The sequence below is a fragment of the Tsukamurella ocularis genome, assembly GCF_024807615.1.
GTDB classification, from domain to species: Bacteria; Actinomycetota; Actinomycetes; order Mycobacteriales; family Mycobacteriaceae; genus Tsukamurella; species Tsukamurella ocularis.
In genome coordinates, this window is sequence record NZ_JANUCJ010000006.1 from 104,718 (window position 1) to 124,736 (window position 20,019).

Genomic DNA, 20,019 nt, shown 5'->3' on the forward strand with positions numbered 1-20,019 from the left:
TGCGCGGTGGGGGCCAGCTGCGGACGAATCCGCGCCGATGTTCGACATCGAGTTTTGCTAAATCGAAAACTTGTCGGTGGAGCGCAGTACGCTCAAGACATGAACACAGACACTCAACTACCTGAAGATAAGCCTCCCGATCACAGGTCGGGAGACTCCGTCGTCAATCGATTGCGTTCGATGGAAATGACTCGCCGCCGCGTCACTTTCGAACAATACAACCTCGCGGCTGATCTCCTCGCGACGCGAGTCGCCGAGCGGATCGCCGCCGGTCTGCCCCAGGACCGATGGGAGATCGGGGTCGCGGGCGAGCTCGGGCTCGCGCTGCGCATGTCGGTCAAGCGCGCCGCGGGTTTCCTCTCTTGCGCCCGCGAACTCCGAAGGAACCTGCCGCACACGCTCGCTCGGCTGGGCGACGGTGACATCTCACCGGAAGCGGTGCCGAAGATCGTGCACGGCGTCGCACACCTCGACGAGGACGATCGGCGGCGCGCTGATGAGCTCCTCTGCGCGAACCCGCGACCCTCGACGGCGTAGGACTCGGATACCTACCCGACAAGGTTCAGCAGGTCGCCTACGAGTTGGATCGGCAGGGCACCATCGCCCACCTCGCCAGCGAGGACAAGGACCGCGGCGTGACCATCCGCCCTGTCCCCAACGTCATGACGCGGCTCAGCATCCTGATGCCGATGGCGCACGGAGTCGGCGCGTACGCGGCGATCCGCGCCGCCGCCGCAGCGATCAAAGGCGTTGCCGGCGAGGTTCGCACTCTCGCACAGATCATGGCCGACCTCGCCTACGAGCGCCTGACGGGACGCGCGGTCGTCGACGGCCAGGACGTGACCGTCAACCTGACGATGCCTGCGAGCGTCCTCCTCTCCGACGAACCCGGGGCCGCCCACGTCCGCGACGGCGGGTCACTCCCTGCGGAGATCGCTCGGAAAATCGTGGGTCGAGCGACCGCGAATGGCACTGCCTGGATCCGTCGGCTGTACGTCCGGCCGGATAGTGGTGCCATGGTCGCCCTCGACTCCCGGTCGCGGAAGTTTCCGGAGGGCCTCGCCGATCTCATCGCCGCCCGCGACCAGTACTGCCGCACGCCGTACTGCGACGCACCGATCGCCCACATCGACCACGTCCACCGCCACGCCTCCGGCGGCGCCACCGAATACGAGAACGGTCAGGGCCTCTGCGCGGCTTGCAATTACGCAAAGGAGGGAGTCGGGTGGCGGGCCCGCGCGGTCGACGGTCCGTCGGGCAGGCACACCCTCGAGACGCGGACGCCGTCCGGCCACACGTACCGGTCCGTCGCACCGAGACACGCCGCATAGCTCATTGGGCGCGTTCTCACCGAGCCGCATCCCACAATCTCGCCTACCGTTGAAGTTATGGCCGGAAACAAACGGAAGCCCACAGCACCGTCGACCGAACAGGCCAAGGATGCGCCTGCGCCTTCGACGGAGGCCCTGCGCAGGTTCGTGCGCGTCCGCGCCTCCGACTTCCTCGCGGATCCGAACGTGACGTCAGTCGGGATCGGTCACAAGGTCGTCGACGGCAAGCCCTCTGACACTGTCGCGGTCCAGTTCACCGTGCGCCGGAAGGTCGCACCCGAGGCCCTGGAGAGCCTGGGCACCGTGTTGCTGCCCGAGTCGGTCGAGGTCGACGGCGTCACAGTGCCGACGGATGTGCTCGAGCGCAGTTACGAACTCTCGTACCGGGTCGTCGCCGAACCCGAAGCGGCACCGGCCGAGGCCAAGGCCCGGTTGGACCCGATCCGCCCGGGCATCAGCGTCGGCAACGTCAAGGTCTCCGCCGGCACCATCGGCGCGATCGTCTACGACCGCACCGACGGCACCCCACTGATCCTGTCGAACTGGCACGTCCTCAACGGCCCCGACGGGACGATCGGCGACACCGTCGTCCAGCCGGGCGCCTACGACGACGACCGGGTGGACGACAACCGCCTCGGGGTGCTGCACCGCTCGCACCTGGGCGTCGCCGGCGACTGCGCCGTCGCCACCATCGAGGATCGCGGCTTCGCCCCCGAACCGCTCGGACTGACCGTCGCGCCGACCGAGCTCGGCGAACCTGAACTCGGCGACAAGGTGATCAAGAGCGGCCGCACCACCGGCGTGACCCACGGCCTCGTGCGCCGCATCGACGTCGTCGTCAAGATCAGCTACGGCGGCAACGTCGGGGAGCAACAGATCGGCGGCTTCGAGATCGGGCCGGACCCCAGAAACCCCGCCCCCGACAATGAGATCAGCATGGGTGGAGACTCCGGAGCCGTGTGGCTGTTCAAAGCCGCCAACGGCCGCCCCACAGGAGTGTTCGCCGGCCTGCACTTCGGCGGTGAGGCCACGGGCAGCCCGGACGAGCACGCGCTCGCCTGCCTCGGGAAGTCGGTGTTCACCAAGCTCGGCATCACCCTCACACCACCGGCCGGCGCCCCCTCCGCGCAGGCCGCCCCGGCTGCGCGGATCGGCGCCGGGTACGACCCCGACTTCCTCAGCATCACGGTGCCGATGCCCGCGGTGGATGCGAGCCTGGCCGACGACGCCGTCGAGGTCGAGGGCAGCCCGATCATCGACTACACGCACTTCTCGCTGACGCAGAGCCGATCGCGGCGTCTCGCCCGCTGGGTCGCCTGGAACATCGACGGCACCACTCTCACGAGCATCGACCGCGCCGGATCGAAGTTCGTCCTCGATCCCCGCCTCCCCGCGGACACCCAGGTCGGGAACGAGTTGTACGCCGGCAACCGGATAGACCGCGGGCACGTCGCCCGTCGGGCAGACCTCTCCTGGGGCAGCCCGTCCGAGGCTGAGCAGGCCAACACCGACTCGTTCTATTACACCAACATGTCCCCGCAGGTCGAAGACTTCAACCAGAGTGCCCGCCAAGGTATCTGGGGTCTGATCGAGAACGCCGTCCTCACCGACGCCGAAGCGGAGAACCTCAAGGTCAGCGTCTTCGGCGGACCCGTCTTCGGCGACGACGACCGCACCTACCGCGGCGTCGCACTCCCCCGCGAATTCTTCAAGGTCGTCGCATTCGTCGGCGACGGCAAGCTCATCGCCCGAGGGTTCCTGCTCACCCAGAACCTCGACCGGCTCGAGGCACTCGACCTCGACGAATTCCGCGCCTACCAGGTGAGCCTGCCGACGATCGAGGAACGGACCAAGCTGCGCTTCCCAGACCAGCTGCACACCGGTGACACCTACGCGGTACCGGAGAGCCTGTCCGACCACCGACCGCTGGCGAGCGTCGGCGACATCGCCTGGTAGTCAGACCGGCAGCGCGATCGTCGGAAGCGGTAGAGCCACGATGCGGTCGGCGTCCTCCCGCTCGAGACCGAGCTGAAGCAGGACGTGCCGGACGTAGTCGTCGGAGGCCCGGGCGTCGTCGCGATCCGGGTCAGCGTCGAGGAGCTGGATCAACCCGAGAAGCGCTCCGCCCGACATCATCAGCGCCATCTCGACGTCCGGGACGGTGAGCCGTCCGGTGCTGCCTCCCGGCGGAGGTCCTCAAGCACACGGGGACGTAGACCGGGGTCTGTGAGCAGCACCGAATATCCCCTGGCGCAAGATCACCCGGACGAGTTCCGGCAAGTGACGCAGCAGTCGGCCCACCATGCGGAAGCTCACTGCGCAAACAGGTCGTCCGCGGCATCGATGATCTCGCAGAGGTGTTCACTGTGGATGTGTATCGCTACGCGGGTCGCGCACGAACCTCGCGGATGCCAGGACGAACCCTGTCGGAGGACGTGTCCTGATGGCTGAGCGTAAGGGGTTCGTGTGCGATATCTCGCCGATCTGATCGCCACCTCCAGGTGAGTCGGGATCGCCCATGAGGGGGATCTTTGGTGTACCTCGCGGGGGGATGCTCCCGGTATGAGAATTCTGCTTGCTCGACTCCGCGCGTTTTTGGTGGTCTGTGTCCTGCTGGCCTGCGGCTGTGGGACGCCACTGCCCTCTACCCCTGAGGGCGACAGTTCCCGGCCGGCTATCGCTACAGAGTTACAGCGGGCTCTCGACCGAGCGATCACCTCTGGCGGTTCAATCGGAGGTTCAGCGACCATCCGCAGCGGTAACAACGTCGATGAATACGTCTCAGGGAGGGGCGCTCTCGAACCAGAAGCCCCGTTTCCCAAACGGGCAAGGTTTCGCATCGGCTCTATCACCAAGATATTTGTCGCTGCGGTGGTCCTGCAACTCGTAGATGAGGGGAAGGTTCAACTCGACGCGCCCCTACGTCGATACCTCCCTCAGCTTCCCGGAAACAGCACGGTCGATCCGTCGCGGATAACGGTTCGGGAGGCTCTGCATCACCAGTCCGGGTTTCCGGAGTATCTCAACGAGCCGGAGTTGCTTCAGGCGATGCAGCCCGGACCGCCGGCCTTCAGCCCGGATCAGCTGATCCAATTGGCTCTTCGTCATCCGGCACAGTTCTCCCCTGGCACTCAGACTGCCTACGTGAACACCAACTACATCGTGGCAGGGATGATTGTAGAAGCGGTCACTCGTCGGAGCTTCTCCAACGAGGTTCACGATCGCATCGCCGCACCTCTCGGACTGAGGGATACGACTTTCCCGCCGCCGCAGGAGTCGGATATTGCGGGAGTGCACGGCCGCGGTTATGAGCTGGTCGACGGGCGGTCCAAGGTCATCGACGACGTGGAGCCTTCAGCAACCTGGACAGCCGGCGCGATGATCTCGACCGGGGCGGACTTGACGACCTTCATCGCTGCACTGGCACGAGGCCGAGTGATACCCCTGAGGTTGATGCTCGAGCAGAACTCCATGACAAGCTCGCACGAGCTCCCCGTCCCCGGTACCCGTTACGGCTTGGGATTGATGGAATTTCACCTGCGGTGCGGCATCACCGTGCGCGGTCACGTCGGAGATATCCCGGGATTTCATAGCGTGGCGGCGGCAACCCTCAACGGGCAGCACTCCGCCTCGATCGTCCTCACGCAGGAACCCACCGGTGCTGGAACGGCGACGTGGCCAATCCAGATGCTGGAAGCGGCGCTCTGTGCGGGGTGATCCTTCGAGGTAACGCACAACACCCTCGTCGGAGGCGGCCCACCTGCCGATGGGAGAGAGCTCGCGAGTGGGATACTCGAGCACTATGCAAGAACGTGCGGTGGAAACGCGGTCCGTGGTCCTTCAGGCGGCGGCTGTGATCTTTGAGCGACGAGGGTACGCCGCAGCGACGATCGCGGAGATCCTGCAAGAGGCCGGAGTCACCAAGGGTGCCGCGTACTTTCATTTCGGCTCGAAAGAGGCACTCGCGCGCGCGGTCGTGGCTGAGCAGTTCGTCTGGCGACGTTGCCAAACTCTCGACGACGAGGATCCGCTGCAGCACCTCGTGGACTTGAGTTACCTGTTCGCGCAGGCACTGCAATCCGACGTTCAGGTCCAGGCCAGCATTCGACTTACCCTGGAAAGGAACACCTTCGAACGTCAACCGGGGGAGGCTAACCCGTATGAGCTGTGGCTCAATGACGCGCACACTCACTTCGATGCAGCCGCGGCACGGGGAGAGCTCGCCGTACCAGTCGAGGCGGCGGCCAACCTACTCGTAGCGTGCGTGACGGGCGGGCAGTTGATCAGCGAAGCCGTGTCCGCGCGAGAAGACCTGACCGATCGTACCCATGCCATGTGGCAGTTACTTGCGCCAACGCTCGCTTCTGCAGATCGTGCAGCAGCGTTGGACCTGCGGCCTCTTCGTGATCGTTGACGCTGGTCACGACCTATAAAGAGTGATCCGACGCGAGGAACGCTGACCGCCAAGCTCACATCAAGCGGGACTTAGCGGTTGTCTACAAACCGCATGCGCCGTATGTTTCTGTAGCGGGCGCCGCCCGGCACCGTTCGATCAGTCAGCAAAGGGGACCGCTATGGACATCATCGGAGTAATCGTCGGCGCCGGCATCGCTTTCGTCGCCGATGTCGTGATCGTCATCGCCCACTGGATCTCGACCGGCTTCGCCCCCCTCTGAACCTGGCCTCGCGGCGGCGCACGGCTCCTGGCGACTTGCGTGTTGCACTCGGTCGCCCGATGGGCACCTGCGCGGGGGGGCGTAACGACTGCCGGGAATCACCCGACATCCCATTTGCCGACGGCAACTAACAGGCATTCGGATCGGGTGTCGTGCGCATCACCGTCCACTGACCTCAACAGGCACCTGCCCACTCTGAACACCTATGTGAACTCAGGAAGCTAGAAGGAGCAGACATGAACCGCAAGATCTCTCACGGTCTATCGGCCGTCGTCATTCTCTCCGCAGCTGGTTCCACTGCCGCGGTCGCGACGGTGAACGCGGCGGGCTACCCCACCAGTCCCGCCATCTGCACCGGCAAGTATTTCCACGTTCAAGCAGAGCCCGGTCGGCCAGGCGCGGGCTACGATCTCATCGGTGGAGGAACTACCTGGTATATCGGGTACTCCGCCCCCAATCAGCCCACTACACCTGGAGAAACCTCGACACCGGCGCCACCGGGCACAGCACTGTCACCGGCAGCACTGCCGGTGGAACGTCGTGGTACTCCGTACCGGTCGGTACGGGCCCGGTGCAGGTGATCGCGGACGTGACGACGACATACGGGCCCGGAAACGCTCTCGTAGCCACTGATCGCTGCACCGGACAGTTCACCGCGCGATGAGGGTCCACCACCGATGTGCGGTCGTCGCGGCTGCAGCTCTCACGGCGGTTACGGCACTCACTTCCTGCGGCAGGACCGCGCCCGACGTCGCCGAAACGACGAGCACGCCTGCCCTCACCGCGGTCGCCTCCACAGCCACTGAGTCACCGCCTCGCAGCGGTGGCAGTGTCGGCGCTCCCCCTCCGAGCCGCGTGCAACGGCAACCCGCTACGGCCCAACCCCCTGCAACAGGAAGCACAACCACATCGCCGGTGACGGTAGGGACAACAGGATCCGCCACCCGAAGAAACGGCAGCGGGCATGGCCTGTGCTTCGACCTGAACTCCTCACTGGCGAACACAGCACTAGTGTCGCTCGGAGCCGACCCGCACGGAGGTCGCTGGGAAATCGCCGACGCCAGCAACAACCTCCTCAAAGATGGCTGCGGTTTGGACTACCTTCGCGCCATCGGAACCGGCTACGGCGACGCAACCGCCCCCTCACGCGTCTTGCTGTTCGCGGACGGGCGGTACCTCGGAACCGTCGAACCCCAGCCCCTCTCCTACACCCAGGTCAGCGGCCATTCGAAGAACTCTGTGACCGTCACGTACAAGTGGCTCAATCCACAGGACGCGTTCTGCTGCGCGACCGGCGGACCAACCACAGTCACCGCCACATACGCAGGCGACACGATCACCCGAACCGGCAATTTTCCACCCCAACACTAAAGCAGTCTCCCGAATCCGCCCGAATACCAAGGAGTCCCCAGTTGAACAGGATCCGAACCACCCTCACCCTCACCACCGCCGGATTGCTCACTGCGTCCCTGATCGGCGCTGGCGCTGCATCCGCGGAACCCATCCGCGGAGCAGAAACAACCCTCTGCCAAACCGCCGCTAACGGAACCGGACTTGCCGTCGGCAAGGGCGTACGCCCGGACGGATCTCGCACAGATGACACCCTGAACTTCGCCGCCTACCGCATGGCGGTGCCCAGCAGCGGCTACCCCGTACTCGAAGCGCAGGTACAGTGGCGCAACCTCGACACCGGCAAGTCCGGCACCACCAACGGCTCGATCCAGGTCGCCAACAACCGGGTCTCCACCGTCTGGATTCCCAACGTCCCGACCGGCAAGGGAAAACTCCACCTGTTCATGACCTCGACCGTGAAAACGCCAGGCAAAGCAGACATGCCCGGCGGCTGCATCGCCGAGTACGTTCTTTAACCTAGTGGCTGCGCCGCGATCGAATCAGGGCGTCGGTGTTGGTAAGGCTGGTGGCAGCGGACCATTGGCATGCACGACGTCGTCGAGTCCGTGAGATAGGCAGACGAGTGCGGCATTGTGCGGTTCCCCTTCGGGTCTTTGTCACTGGTAGCAGACCCGTGATGCAGTATCGACGAGCGCAGCGAATGACGACAGGAACAGGGCCCGTCTGGGAGACTTGTCTCCCCCGTCATTGCGGTATTCACAGCGCGGCAAGCCGGCGCTGGAGCCGCACACGAGCACCCGGCCACCCGGAGCGACGTCCTCATCAGCCCCTGCTCTCCTCGCGTGGCCAACTCGTCGCTCCATCACCCGACGACGCACCCCAGTTACACACACAGTGGGCCGCCTTCGGCGTCGGCGGCACACGGATTAGACCCATCGGCTGTTTTGCTGCTTGTTCGGCTCGCGAACGTCAGGCACCCCGCCGCGACACAATCGCCGCCGTCACGAATGCCACAAGCGCGACTATCGCGGCGCCGGTGACCAGCCACAGTCCCGACATCACCGAATTGGTGACGCTGACGCCGGGGTGGTCCGCCCAGCGATCCCAGAGCGCCGGCTTCGCAATAGCGGCGACCGCGACCACGCTGCCGATGGTGGCGAGCACGGCACCGGATACTGCGATGAACCGCCGCGGTACGGCCAACGTGACGAGTCCGATGACGGCCACGATGCCCCCGATCCAGAGCGTGGCTATCCCGAAACTTGACCAGGCGGACCCCCACAGCATGTCGTAAGGAGTCCCACCGGGGTAGATCGCTTGAATTTCAGGGATCCCGATCCCGCGGACGCGTGCGATGTAGGAGTCGGGCCTACCCGGTTGCACGACCGTGCTTGGGTATGCGGACTGCATCCAGGGCATGAACGCCCCTGCTGCCATCGTGGCGCCGCCGGCCGCGGCAACGACGCCTGATAGTCGCGCTGCGACCGCCTTGGACTTCGCCGGTTGTCGCGTCGCCTTGAACGGCGGCTGAGCGTCGGCACGTCGCTGCGTGCGATCGAACTCGCATGGTGGGCCGGGCGGGTTCGGGTGCACCTGGGCGCTGGCGCGGAGCTGGGTCGGATCGAACTCGTCGGGGACGGCTGGCAGGTTCGAGAACGCCGTGGGATCTCCCCGCACTATCGTGGGCTCGGCCGCAGCTGCAGCCGCTGTGCGGGTTTCGGCGAGCGCGGCAGTCAGTTCTGCAGCGAACGCGGCACTTGACGGAAAGCGGTCTGCCGGGGACTTTGCCATCGCTCGAGTGATCGCTGTGTCGACGCGTGAACTTAGTTCCGGACGGGCGGCTTGCGCACTGGGTACCGGCGCGGTCACATGCGCCACGATGACGGCACCGGCGTTGGTGTTGGCGAACGGAACCGAACCCGTCAGCAGGTGGAACGCGGTCGCCGCCAGCGAATACTGGTCCGACCGCGGGTCCACCGGCTGCCCCTGCAGCTGTTCGGGCGAGGCGTAGTTGATCGTGCTCAACGCCATCCCGGTTCCCGTCACCTCCGAGTTGTCCACCCCTAGCGCAGCGATCCCGACATCGGTCAGCAGCACCCGGCCTGTGGTGCTGATTATGATGTTCGCGGGCTTCACGTCCCGATGGATCAGTCCCTGCGCTCCCGCGAAGTCCAGTGCGACAGCCATGTCGCCGACGACCCGCGCGACCTCGCCGGTACGCATTGGACCCTGCCGCACGTACTCGGACAGGTCTATGCCGTCGACATGGTCCCGCGTGATCCACATCCGGCCGTCGGTATCGCCCCGATCGTGCACCGCCACGATATTCGGGTGACTCAGCGACGCTGCGCGATCCACCTCGCGCTCGAACCTCGCACGAAGCTGCGGGTCATCAGCCGGGTGCGCGGCGAGGAGTTTCAACACCTCGCGCCGCGGTAGACGTGGGTGTCTGACGACATACGCTTCGCCCATCCCACCGGCGCCGAGCTGCCGCTCCACGGTGTATCCGGCGAATACTTCCCCAACCTGCAGCATCGCTCACCTCCCGAACGAAAGATAGCAGAAGAAGGCGCGATCCCTGATGGCCAGGAATCTCCGACTAGACCGGATTTCGGGCACTTTTATTTCGAAGACGCTGATCAATTGACGTATGGCCATGCTGAAGACCATTCGCCATCCCGGCGTCGTGGGACGCGTGGCAATGGCAGGTCATTCTTCAGCTGCCGGTTCGCTGGTCAATGAATCGCACATGGGGCGCGATACGATCTATCAATACTGCGAGTTCCTCGATCGACGGAGACCAATCGGGCCCGTAGCCGATGTAGTCGAATCCGAGAAAGCCGAATCGGAATGGAATGTGGTTTCCGGACGCGTCCTGCTTCGTCTGCAATATCGCCAGTCGCTGCTTTCGTTTAGTTGCGTCGCCAAAGCTCGTCTGGGTGGTGTGGACGTAGGTGTAAGCAATGACGAATGAGGCGTCCGCCCATCGAATTGTTGATCCCTCGTTGGTAAAGCCGTCGGTATCTAGTGAAGCACCCGTAGATCGACCGCGGCCGTTACGAATGGTGATCTTCCCGCTTTTCACTAGTTCTTCCATCGACCGTTCCACCTGGTCGGCGCGAAGCGCGTAGTCAGCGCTACCAATTTCGGTTCTGAACTGGATCCGAGGGCAATACCGCTGAGCGGCGGCCCGAAGTTCGTTGAAGTTGTCGGAGTAGTTGTTACCGAGAAGGGTGGTTCCGTACTGAAGAGGGCTACCGTTGTCGTCGCGATCGGTTGAAGTCACAACGAGAGAGTTGACAGCGCGATCGGTGGCTTTGGTCTTAGTGGAGGCATTGGGCAAGTACTGGGCCTTAGCGAACACGAATTCCATCGCGACGACGCGGTCCCACGGCAACGAGAATCCCTTCGATTGAATTCCCGAAGCGCTGACGGTGATCAGCGGCTCCCCAACCGCCGTTTTAGCTCGAGCTAGCGAGATGAAATGAAGAACGCCGAGTCCAAGAACGACTAGCACGACAAGGAGTCCCCAGCCGATGCCCATCAGGTACACGATCACTCCAGCGGCCAATCCGATTGCGAGCAGTATCGCGTCCGTGGTTTGTGGCCTTTTCGATTTGGGTGCAGTGCGGACGATGGACACCGAGGAAGCGTTTGCGTCATAGGGGCGGTCCTCGATGGCCATTCTGTTGGCCCCTTCCGTGGGTCTTGATGTCTCGTTCTGTGCCTCGCTCGGGAATGTCTGGGCGGCGGAAGGCGGCGGAGGATCGTGTTTGTGTGCATCCGCGTGCTTCTCGTTCAGACTTCCGCGGTTCGGTCGAATCGGCCAGATTGGTGCGCCGCGGTTGCTACCGGGTTTCATGATCAGTCGAGCGTCATGTCTATGGTTTCGGCATTCGTCCGCGAATGCAGTTGCTGCGTCGGTGTTGTTCATGAAGTGTCGATGCTCGTTTTCGGACAGGTAGTAGTACTCGTCGTAGTCGATCATCCCGGTTCCGACAGGAATGGAAAGATAGAAGCGCCCTGTCGGGACTTCGATCCCGATCTCGTAGCATTGTTCGCGTGTGGAGTATTCAGCGTGAAATCGTCTCATGCTCGAACTTTCTGAGTGCCTGTCTCGATCTGGGAGCCGGCGGGAGCGCAACTTCGTTAGAGGACCCGCTTGTTGTCGATGTAGACACCGCCCCCGTCGGCCGTGGCTGTTCCACCGGGATTGATTGTCCATAAGTCCGCCAGTTGGTTCGGCGCAAGAGCGGCAAGTCGCTGCCTTCCCGCCGCCAGTCCTCGCGCTCCATCAGTGCCGATCAGGTCGCCCGTCACGTTCAACGCCCCGCCCTCAGCGGTGTATGCGTCCCACATCTCGGTCGGATACACCTGATTGTCTTCTGACGACGGTTGATAGAACTGGGCGACAGTTTTCGTGCCCACTCCTGACGCGCGAACAGTCCAGTCGTTCGTACGTCCCTTGTTGCGCATCGCGAACATGCTTCGGGTCCACAGCACATTGCCCGTCGCGGGATTGACGGTGCCGACGAGAATATTGTCGCCGACGCTCCTATATACCACTGGCAGCGGCGACGCCGGCTCGTCGCACCAGCAGTCGTCGGCGGGTGACCATTCTGCCGGAAGTGCCCTCACGGCGCCGTTGCGGTCCACTGCTTCGAACGGTCCCCTTGTGGTCTTCATGAGTAGCCCGGCGGCTGAACCGCTGATTGCGGTGGTCTCGAGGGTCGTCCGGTCACGTTGCAGGAGCACCCGGCCGTCGCCGGCGAGAATGCGTGTCTCACCTTTGGCGAAGGGGTCGGAAGGTGACGGCTTTGTAATGGCGATCGCCATTCCTGCTTCCGGGTAGACCTTCACCATTTCACCGGCGAGGCGCCAGGCCACGGATCCATCGGGGCGGTAACCTGCCGCGGCTTTCCCGCCACCGTGACTCGTGTAGGTCACCAGGATGTCCCCCAGGAAGGCGATGTCGCTTCCCGCAGGCTCGGAGAGACGCAACATCACTCCTGATACCAGGTCGAGCACGGTCACAAGCTGTGATTGCGCGCAGGCGAACTTCGAGCCGTGGACCGCGCACTGGAAGGTAGCGCCTCCGGCGTAGGGGATTGGCCCGCGCAGCGCTTTGCCGGTCGCTGCGTCGAGGGGAAGGATCTGAGGATTGATCTCGGCGGAGCGGACGAAGACTGCGGTCTTCTCATCGGCGGCCTTGAAAGTCAGGCCGGTCGCAACCTGCCAGCGCCAGCCATCTGGCTTACGCTCCAGCGACGGCAGCAACGGCGAGACCGACGTCCGCGATAGCGCAGCGGCCTCCGCCGTCGGATCCTGGATAGGCAGGTGCGCCTGGTTCGACGACAGCCACCACCGGTACCCCCCGTAGCCACCAGCAACGACCAGCAGAACTGCCACAATTGCAGCTGCCAGCACTACTGTCGGCGTTCGGCGACCTGCTGGTCGTGATTCCCCCGAAGCGACGTGTAGCTGATCTTGACCGCGCAGGTGCGTACTCTCCGGATCGCGTAGATCAGTGGGGTCCAGACCGTACCCCGCCGAACGTGGGTATGAGTGTGCTTCGGCCTGCATGGCACTGGACACTGTAGGCGGAGGCGGGTCGTCAAGAAGGGCTGCCTCCAGTGCGGTGGCGAACTCAACGCTGGAACCAAAACGGTGGGTGGGATCCTTGGCCATGGCTCGGCCCAGAACGGCATCCACAGCCGGGGAGAGGTCAGGCCGGGCGAGCCGGATGCTCGGCGGCGGTTCGACGAGATGACCTGTGATCACGCTCGCCGCGTTGCTGCTCGCGTACGGGGCGGTCCGAGCGAGAAGCTGGTAGGCGGTGCACGCCAGTGAGTACTGGTCAGATCGAGGTCCGACGGGGAGCCCGCGCAACTGCTCGGGCGACGCGTAGTTCAACGTCCCGACGGTTACACCAGTGCCGGTGAGGTCCGAGCTGACTTCGTCGCTCATCCGTGCAATGCCGAAGTCGGTGAGCAAGACGCGATGATCGGTGCTCACCAGAATGTTGGCAGGTTTGACATCGCGGTGTACGAGTCCGCGACCGCCGGCGTAGTCGAGCGCGTCCGCGACGGTGGCGATGATCTGTGTGACCGCGGGGTTGGAGAGCTGCTGCTCAGCAGAGATTTTCGCGACGTCTGCACCTTCGATGTAGGCGAGTGCTATCCAGAGCCGGCCGTCGTACTCACCTCGATCGTGCACGGTCACGATCGCAGGATGGGCCAGGCCAGCGGCAAGATCGGCCTCGCGCTCGAACCGAGCACGATAGTGATCATCCGTTGCCAACTGTGGTGCCAGCACCTTCAGTGCATCGGACCGCGGCAACCGCGGGTGTCGCGCGACGTACACCTCACCCATGCCACCGGCGCCGAGTAGCCGCTCAATCCGGTACCCAGCGAAATCGTCACCTGTTTGCAACATCACCCCTCCTCGTAGTCATGCTGCCACGCACTGGTTGGCGCTGGCTTGGATTATTCCGACGCGCACGTCAGTCTGCATCGAGACGGGCGTCACCGGGACACCAGGTCTCGCACAAGTACGGTCAAGTCGGGTACAGGGATACGTCGCAGGTCAGCGGTGACACGCACATCCGTGCCCTCCTCCACCGGGAGGCGGAGTTGGCAGGCAGGGCTGTCTCGTCCGACGATCGTGCAGGTTTATGACCAGGGTGAAGACGACGGCCGGTTGGGATCTGCATGCAGCTGATCGACGGCACCGACGTGGCGAAGCTCGCGTCGTGCGGTCCGCTCCCGGTGCCCGAGGTCGGACGAATCTTCTCGGCGGTCGCCGACGCGCTCGATTTCGCGGGCCACGCGGCTTGGTGCACCGAGCCGTCACGCGGAGCGTCCATAGGCACAGACCAGGCAGCGAGGTGTCTCCGCAATGCGTCCACGAGCGCGGCCAACAGCCCATATAGACTGCTTGGCAAGCCGCCTACCTGCGGCGATGTGGTGCCCCCGGTGAGACTCGAACTCACACTGGACGGGTTTTGAATCCGTTGCCTCTGCCAATTGGGCTACGGGGGCGTCCGGCGGACCGTCGGAGACGGCCAGCCGAGCTAGCTTACCGGGCGGGGTCGGCGGCCTCGGACTCGGCATCCACGGACGCGAGGAAGGCGTCGATCACGGGCCAGGTCTCGCGGACGGCGTCGGGGCCGGCGACGAGGCCGAGATGGCTGGACTCGACGGTCGCGAACTCGACGCGCGGCGAGCCGGTGAACAGATCCACACCATGTCGCGCGGTCTCCCACGCGCACAGCGCGTCCCGGTGCGAGCCGAAGAGCTGGATGGGCACGTCGATGGAGTGCAGATCGATCGTCCGCTCCCCCAGCTGCACCTCACCGGCGGCGAGCTCACCGCGGAAGATCAGCCGCTCCCACAGCTGCGTCGCCAGCTTGCCGGGGTAGCCGGGGAAAGTGCGCTGGAAGCGGTCGATGACCTCCATGCGCGCGAGCTTCTCGGGCTCGCCGAGATTCTGGAGCACGAACTTGGGCTTCTTCAGCTCCCGGTCCCACGAGGTAGCGCGGTAGGCCACCTGCACGATCGGCGCGGGAATGCCGCCCATGAGCGCGATCAGCGCGCCGGGGCCGAATCCGTCGACCGGCTTCATCAGTGAGGTCACCAGCGGGTACGGCGGCTGCGCGGCGTACTTCAGCGGCGTCGCGATGGAGACGATCGAGCGGACGGACTCCGTCGACGCGCCCGCGGCGAGGAAGGACAGCGTGCCGCCCAGGCTCCAGCCGTACAGGTCGACGCCGGCACCGTCGGGCACCTGTCCGCCCCAGAAGTCCTCCAGAGCCCGCGCGATGGCCTGCGGGATGATGTCGAGGGCGAAGTCCTCGAAGCCGAGGCCGCGGTCGCCGTAGCCCATCTCGCCGAAGTCGACAACGTAGGGGACGCGTCCCGTCGAGGCGAGGTGCGCGACGACGGACGTCTCGGGCGAGAGGTCGTAGCACGTCGCGGGCGCGGCGATCGGCGGCACCAGCAGCACCGGCGCGGCGCCGGGCACGGCGGCCGCAACGCGGTCGGAATCCGAGGCGAACCGGCGGAGGGTGCGATGCGGACCGTCGGCGACGACGACGTGCGGGGTGCGCTCGACGGGGCGGATGCCCTCCCCCAGAGTCAGCGCCCAGAGGTTGCCGGCACGCTCGCGCAATTGAGTCAGGCTCAATACGTTCATGGGCCTACGGTACCGCGCGCAGCGGGCCCGATTTCCGCCGCCCGGTAACGTACCCCCTGATGAAGGACACCGAGCCCACCCCGCACCGCGTGCTCGTCGCCGAGGACGAGGCGATCATTCGCATGGACCTCTCCGAGATGCTTCGAGAAGAGGGCTACGACGTGGTCGGCGAGGCCGAGAACGGCCAGGTCGCCCTGGAGAAGGCCCGCGAACTGCAGCCCGACCTGGTGATCATGGACGTCAAGATGCCGGTCCTCAACGGCCTGGAGGCCGCGCAGGACATCGCCCGCGAGCGGATCGCCCCCGTCGTGATGCTGACCGCCTTCGGCCAGCGCGAGTTCGTCGAGAAGGCCCGCGAGGCGGGCGCGATGGCGTACTTGGTCAAGCCCTTCACGAAGGCCGACCTCGTACCTGCGATCGAGATCGCCATCAGCCGGTTCGCCGAACTCAAGGCACTCGAGAAGGAAGTGACGACGCTCTCCGGCCAGCTCGAGACCCGCAAGCTGGTGGACCGGGCGAAGAGCATTCTCATGCAGGCACACGGCGTCTCGGAGCCGGAGGCGTTCCGCTGGATTCAGCGGACCGCCATGGACCGCCGCACCGACATGCGCACCGTCGCGCACCTGGTGATCGACACGCTGGGCACCCCCGCCACACCTAACGACGCGGCGGGAGCGCCCTGACGTTCGGCTAGACCGCGCGGACTGACCGCGACGGGGGCAGCTGCTGGCCCCGGTAGTACCCGGTCCGCGGCATGTTCGGGAACGCGGGCGCATCGCTCGTGGCCTTGTCGTTCTGCCGGTCGATGACCTTCTTGACGGCCTGCGGCGACGTGCCCGTGTAACGGGCGATGTGCACGATCGGGATCCGCGCGGCGTAGGCGGCGAGGATCGTCTTGCGGTACTGCTCCTCCGCGTTGGCCTTGAGATGGGACCAATGCGAGATAGGGCTGAGGAAGTCGCGGACCTCTTGAGGCGTGGGCTCGGGGACCTTCGGCATCTCTACTCCGTGCGTTCGAGCCCGGGGCGGGTACCCAGGCGATCTGACAGGGACGTTCGTCCCTTCATCGATCCTCCGCCGCGCTTTGTTACACGCCGGTTGGATTAGTTTGCCAGGGGTGGTACAACGGGCATCGATGTATCCCTCAGCAGTGGCGACGCAGTCGCCGGACGCGCTCCACACGTGGGTCTTCACCCCCGTGGTGACGGGCCTCATGGTCGTCGCTTCCATTCTCTACCTGTACGGCACCGTCCGAGCGCGGCGCGCCGGAGTCGCCTGGCCGATCTCGCGCGTCCTGTCGTGGTTCGTCGCGATGGCGCTCCTGGTGCTCGCGGTCAACAGCGTGATGGCTGAGCTGGCCAAGCACCTGTTCTGGGCGCACATGGTGGTCCACCTCGTGCTGATCACGGTCGTGCCGATGTTCCTCGTGCTCGCGGAGCCGATCCGGCTGCTCGCGACGGCGACGGGCGAGACCGGCGACCGCCGGGTGCGGGCCTTCCTCGGCAACCGGGTGGTCCGGCTGGTCACCAGCCCGATCGTCGGCCTGCCGCTGTACGCGTTCGCGCTGATCAGCACGCACCTCACCGGCTTCCAGGACCTCGCGCTCGACAATCCGTGGCTCAAGCAGCTCGAGTACGCCGGCTACTTCGTGATCGGCTGGATCTTCATGCTGCCGCTCATCGGCAACGAGCTCTGCGGACCCACCAAGCTCTCGCACCCGCTGCGCTTCGCGTCCTTCCTGCTGGCCATGGGCCCAGATACCCTCGTCGGCGTCACACTCATGATGACCACCACCGAGCTGGCGCCCGGCTACTCCGCGTCGCGCGTGGGCTGGGGCCCCACTGGCCTCGAGGACCAGTCGGCGGCCGGCGCCATCATGTGGTTCGGCGGCGACGGCCTGATGATGATCCTGCTGCTCGTCGTGGCCTTCCAGTGGATCACCGCGGAGGCCACCGGCAAGCGCGGCGGAGGCATGGGCTCGTGGCTCGATTCCGCGCGCCGCGGCCAGCTCATGGGCGAGGGCGGCGAGGACGTGGACGTCGACGACGACGAGGCCGCCCTGGCCGCCTACAACGCGCGCCTGCGGGAGATGAACCGGGGCCACTGACGGGCACCGTCCTGCTCCGCCTCAGCGCAGCGTGTAGACGTCCGCCCCTGGGAAGGCTCCGAAGCGGATGGCGATCGCCGCGACGACGACCGCGGCGATGACGCCGGCGCACGCCCAGCCGAGGCCCTCGACCTGCTGCCGGGTGCGCTTGTCCCGGGGTAGCAGCTCGGGTGCGTAGACGAAACCCGCGGCCACGAGAGCCCCGATGACGAAGCCGCCGAGGTGGCCGAGCCAGGAGATGCTCGAGATCGTGAACGACGCGACGACGTTGACGCCGATGATCACCAGCAGCGACATCGGATTCAGCTTCAGCCTCAGGTAGAGCACCAGCTCCGCCCCGATGAGGCCGAAGATCGCACCGGAGGCGCCCACGGTGATCGTGTTCTCCAGCCCGAACCACAGCACCGCGGCGCTGCCGCCGAGCAACGCGATCCCGTAGATCGCGCCGAACCGCGCCCGCCCGAGTTGCTGCTCGACGCCGCGCCCGAAGACGTACAGCGTGAACATGTTGACCAGCAGGTGGATCGGCCCGAAGTGCAGGAATCCCGATGTCACAGCCGTCCACCACCAGCCGTTCGCGGTGGCTTGCTCGGACAGGGCGAACCGGGCGACCTCGTACGAGGCCATGTTGTTGTCGATACTGCCGGTCTGCTTCGCGCTGAACGCGAAGACGATCACGTTGACCGCGATCAACGCGTAGGTCACGACGGGCTGCCAGTCGCGGCGGACCGTCGTTCCGAGTGCGGTCACCGGCGGCTAGCCCGCGAGCGAGACCATGAGGGTGCCCGACGCGGAGGCGAGCTCGCTACCGGCGACCGGGGTGGCCTGAGTGCCGCCGACGGTCACCGCGTAGTTCACGTCCGGGTCCGCGTGCACCGACGAGAGCGTGAACGGGAAAACACATCGTCCGGAGCGCAGCACGCCTTCGCCGAGCTCGGTGTCGAAGTTGTCGGCTCCGCTCTTGAAGACGATCCGCGCGCCCTCCCTGACCCCCGCAGCGTCGCGTGCGCCGGAACAGGTGGTGGTCGTGGCGACGTATTCGGACGGCGTCAGCACGACGATGCCCTGCCGCTCGAAGGCGGTGGTCGCGAATCCGAAGGAGACGGCGAAGATACCCGCCACCGCCATGATCACGAGCACGACTGCGGTGAGGACGCCGACCCAGGTGCGGGAACCGGGGCCGTGGCGTCGCCACGGCTGTTGTGGGCCCTGCGGGAGCGCCTGGGGCAGCTCCGCACGCCAATCGCGGCCGGGCGTGCCCTGCGGCACGTTCGGGATCGGACGCTGCTGCGTGTCCTGGCTGGTCACTTCGCCCCCTTCGACGGGAAGTACTTGAGCACACCCTCCTGGGTGGTGCTTGCTACCAGAATGCCCTTCGAATCGAAGAATTGCCCGTTGGACATTCCGCGGCCGCCGTCGGCCACTGTCGAATGCGACGAGTACAGGTTGTACTGGTCGAACCGGACGCGGCGGTGGTACCACAGCGACTGGTTGAGCGTGACCGCCATGATCCGGTCGTAGCCCCAGGACAGTCCGTGTCGGGTGATGATCGAGTCGAGGATCGTGGTGTCCGAGGCGTAGGCCAGGGCCGCGTCGTGGATCACCTGATCGTCGGGCAGCGGGCCGGCGGCCCTGATCCAGACGTTGTTGTCCTCCTGGATCAGGCCCTTCCCCTTGGCGATCCAGGCCGGATCGTTGGTGAAGCGCATGTCCATCGGCTGCGGGGCGTCGACGAACATCGTGACGACGTCCTCGTAGCCCTGGAGCGTGTCCTGGATGTTCGGCAGGCCGTCGGGGCCCGGCACTGCGGGCGCGAGATCGCCGTGCACCAGCGGGTTCCGGCCGTCGGTCTGGTAGGCGAGCTGCATCAGCGCGAGGACGGTGCCGCCCTGCTCCACCGAGACGAGCCGGTTCGCGACGTTGCGAGTGTCCCGCAGGCGCCGCACCACGAACTCCAGGTCGGCGTTCGTCTCACCGCCGTTGATGAAATGCGTGTGCGCGGCATGCAGGAACAGCGAATCCCGAGCCCCCGGAACGGTGTTGCCCGAGGCCACGATCGCCTGCGAGAGGATCTGCCCGCCGAATGTGCGGGACGCGGTCTTGGCGGGGTGACGACCGAGGAAACGGTCCTCCCCCGCCTCCGCGAGATCCAGAGTGCCGAGGAACTCGTCGAAATCGGTGAGTGTCTCCGTCATACGACGAGCGTATGTCAGTGGTCGTCTTCGCCGATGCGGTGCACCTGGATCAGGTTGGTCGAGCCGATCGTCCCGGGAGGCGCACCAGCGACGATAACGACCTGATCACCCTTCGAATACCGGCCGATCCCCTCCAACGAGTGATCGACCTGCTTGATCATCGC

General features: G+C 65.4%; 17 protein-coding genes, 1 tRNA gene and 2 pseudogenes. 9 read left to right on the top strand and 11 right to left on the bottom strand.

The genetic code is table 11. The features are described from left to right. Positions 1-180 precede the first annotated feature (180 nt). The 3 genes from HNP44_RS20855 to HNP44_RS20670 all read left to right on the top strand — a co-directional run bounded on the left by HNP44_RS20855 (position 181) and on the right by HNP44_RS20670 (position 3,287). Complete coding sequence (locus tag HNP44_RS20855; protein ID WP_259144732.1) at positions 181-537, top strand: DUF222 domain-containing protein; 357 nt, start codon at positions 181-183, stop codon at positions 535-537. A gap of 98 nt (positions 538-635) precedes the next feature. Beyond that, complete coding sequence (locus HNP44_RS20860; protein ID WP_310437702.1) at positions 636-1,331, top strand: HNH endonuclease; 696 nt, start codon at positions 636-638, stop codon at positions 1,329-1,331. Between the two features lie 57 nt (positions 1,332-1,388). Then, the gene (locus HNP44_RS20670; protein WP_259144894.1) at positions 1,389-3,287 is read left to right on the top strand and encodes a DNA/RNA non-specific endonuclease; all 1,899 of its coding nucleotides are present in this window, start codon (positions 1,389-1,391) and stop codon (positions 3,285-3,287) included. On the opposite strand, the pseudogene HNP44_RS20675 reads toward HNP44_RS20670, so the two are convergent. Continuing rightward, positions 3,288-3,497: pseudogene (locus HNP44_RS20675) on the bottom strand (TetR/AcrR family transcriptional regulator); the annotation flags it as partial. 396 nt (positions 3,498-3,893) lie between these two features. Between HNP44_RS20675 and HNP44_RS20680 the strand changes: the two are divergent. From HNP44_RS20680 to HNP44_RS20695, 4 genes are all read left to right on the top strand, one after another. Further along, a complete protein-coding gene (locus tag HNP44_RS20680; protein ID WP_259144891.1) occupies positions 3,894-5,048 on the top strand; it encodes a serine hydrolase domain-containing protein in 1,155 nt (384 codons plus the stop codon). 85 nt (positions 5,049-5,133) lie between these two features. Then, on the top strand, positions 5,134-5,745 hold the full coding sequence (locus HNP44_RS20685) for a ScbR family autoregulator-binding transcription factor (RefSeq protein ID WP_259144890.1): 612 nt from the start codon (positions 5,134-5,136) through the stop codon (positions 5,743-5,745). A 1,273-nt stretch (positions 5,746-7,018) separates the two neighbouring features. After that, positions 7,019-7,378: an LppP/LprE family lipoprotein gene (locus tag HNP44_RS20690; protein ID WP_259144889.1), complete on the top strand. Its 360-nt coding sequence runs from the start codon at positions 7,019-7,021 to the stop codon at positions 7,376-7,378. 41 nt (positions 7,379-7,419) lie between these two features. Continuing rightward, entirely contained in the window at positions 7,420-7,875 is a 456-nt protein-coding gene (locus HNP44_RS20695; RefSeq protein ID WP_259144887.1) for a hypothetical protein, read from the top strand. A gap of 454 nt (positions 7,876-8,329) precedes the next feature. On the opposite strand, the gene HNP44_RS20700 is transcribed toward HNP44_RS20695, so the two are convergent. The 5 genes from HNP44_RS20700 to HNP44_RS20720 form a co-directional block, all read right to left on the bottom strand. Further along, complete coding sequence (locus tag HNP44_RS20700; protein WP_259144886.1) at positions 8,330-9,895, bottom strand: serine/threonine-protein kinase; 1,566 nt, start codon at positions 9,893-9,895, stop codon at positions 8,330-8,332. A gap of 181 nt (positions 9,896-10,076) precedes the next feature. Continuing rightward, positions 10,077-11,453, bottom strand: a complete 1,377-nt coding sequence (locus HNP44_RS20705) for a hypothetical protein (RefSeq protein ID WP_259144883.1) — start codon at positions 11,451-11,453, stop codon at positions 10,077-10,079. Positions 11,454-11,509: 56 nt separating this feature from the next. Then, a complete protein-coding gene (locus HNP44_RS20710) occupies positions 11,510-13,795 on the bottom strand; it encodes a serine/threonine-protein kinase (protein WP_259144882.1) in 2,286 nt (761 codons plus the stop codon). Between the two features lie 528 nt (positions 13,796-14,323). Further along, positions 14,324-14,400, bottom strand: a tRNA-Leu gene (locus tag HNP44_RS20715). 37 nt (positions 14,401-14,437) lie between these two features. Beyond that, positions 14,438-15,553, bottom strand: coding sequence for an alpha/beta hydrolase (locus tag HNP44_RS20720; protein WP_259144881.1), 1,116 nt, complete (start codon positions 15,551-15,553; stop codon positions 14,438-14,440). 59 nt (positions 15,554-15,612) lie between these two features. On the opposite strand from HNP44_RS20720, the gene HNP44_RS20725 reads away from it, so the two are divergent. After that, positions 15,613-16,236, top strand: coding sequence for an ANTAR domain-containing response regulator (locus tag HNP44_RS20725; protein ID WP_259144880.1), 624 nt, complete (start codon positions 15,613-15,615; stop codon positions 16,234-16,236). Between the two features lie 7 nt (positions 16,237-16,243). Here HNP44_RS20725 and HNP44_RS20730 read toward each other — a convergent pair whose 3' ends face one another. Next, positions 16,244-16,552: a hypothetical protein gene (locus tag HNP44_RS20730; RefSeq protein WP_259144879.1), complete on the bottom strand. Its 309-nt coding sequence runs from the start codon at positions 16,550-16,552 to the stop codon at positions 16,244-16,246. A 136-nt stretch (positions 16,553-16,688) separates the two neighbouring features. Here HNP44_RS20730 and HNP44_RS20735 point away from each other — a divergent pair, with 136 nt between their 5' ends. Continuing rightward, complete coding sequence (locus tag HNP44_RS20735) at positions 16,689-17,660, top strand: cytochrome c oxidase assembly protein (RefSeq protein ID WP_259144878.1); 972 nt, start codon at positions 16,689-16,691, stop codon at positions 17,658-17,660. 21 nt (positions 17,661-17,681) lie between these two features. On the opposite strand, the gene HNP44_RS20740 is transcribed toward HNP44_RS20735, so the two are convergent. From HNP44_RS20740 to HNP44_RS20755, 4 genes and pseudogenes are all read right to left on the bottom strand, one after another. Further along, entirely contained in the window at positions 17,682-18,410 is a 729-nt protein-coding gene (locus tag HNP44_RS20740; RefSeq protein ID WP_259144877.1) for a rhomboid family intramembrane serine protease, read from the bottom strand. Positions 18,411-18,416: 6 nt separating this feature from the next. Beyond that, on the bottom strand, positions 18,417-18,968 hold the full coding sequence (locus tag HNP44_RS20745) for a hypothetical protein (RefSeq protein WP_259144876.1): 552 nt from the start codon (positions 18,966-18,968) through the stop codon (positions 18,417-18,419). Then, on the bottom strand, positions 18,965-19,855 hold the full coding sequence (locus HNP44_RS20750) for an acyl-CoA thioesterase (RefSeq protein ID WP_259144875.1): 891 nt from the start codon (positions 19,853-19,855) through the stop codon (positions 18,965-18,967). Before HNP44_RS20750 ends, HNP44_RS20745 begins: the two co-directional genes overlap by 4 nt. Positions 19,856-19,869: 14 nt before the next feature. Beyond that, positions 19,870-20,019: pseudogene (locus HNP44_RS20755) on the bottom strand (pyruvate kinase); the annotation flags it as partial.

Coding starts and splice junctions, on each gene's coding strand:
- HNP44_RS20855 (WP_259144732.1), top strand. CDS start 181: ATGGAAATGACTCGCCGCCGCGTCACTTTCGAACAATACAACCTCGCG.
- HNP44_RS20670 (WP_259144894.1), top strand. CDS start 1,389: ATGGCCGGAAACAAACGGAAGCCCACAGCACCGTCGACCGAACAGGCC.
- HNP44_RS20680 (WP_259144891.1), top strand. CDS start 3,894: ATGAGAATTCTGCTTGCTCGACTCCGCGCGTTTTTGGTGGTCTGTGTC.
- HNP44_RS20685 (WP_259144890.1), top strand. CDS start 5,134: ATGCAAGAACGTGCGGTGGAAACGCGGTCCGTGGTCCTTCAGGCGGCG.
- HNP44_RS20700 (WP_259144886.1), bottom strand. CDS start 9,895: ATGCTGCAGGTTGGGGAAGTATTCGCCGGATACACCGTGGAGCGGCAG.
- HNP44_RS20705 (WP_259144883.1), bottom strand. CDS start 11,453: ATGAGACGATTTCACGCTGAATACTCCACACGCGAACAATGCTACGAG.
- HNP44_RS20710 (WP_259144882.1), bottom strand. CDS start 13,795: ATGTTGCAAACAGGTGACGATTTCGCTGGGTACCGGATTGAGCGGCTA.
- HNP44_RS20720 (WP_259144881.1), bottom strand. CDS start 15,553: ATGAACGTATTGAGCCTGACTCAATTGCGCGAGCGTGCCGGCAACCTC.
- HNP44_RS20725 (WP_259144880.1), top strand. CDS start 15,613: ATGAAGGACACCGAGCCCACCCCGCACCGCGTGCTCGTCGCCGAGGAC.
- HNP44_RS20730 (WP_259144879.1), bottom strand. CDS start 16,552: ATGCCGAAGGTCCCCGAGCCCACGCCTCAAGAGGTCCGCGACTTCCTC.
- HNP44_RS20735 (WP_259144878.1), top strand. CDS start 16,689: ATGTATCCCTCAGCAGTGGCGACGCAGTCGCCGGACGCGCTCCACACG.
- HNP44_RS20750 (WP_259144875.1), bottom strand. CDS start 19,855: ATGACGGAGACACTCACCGATTTCGACGAGTTCCTCGGCACTCTGGAT.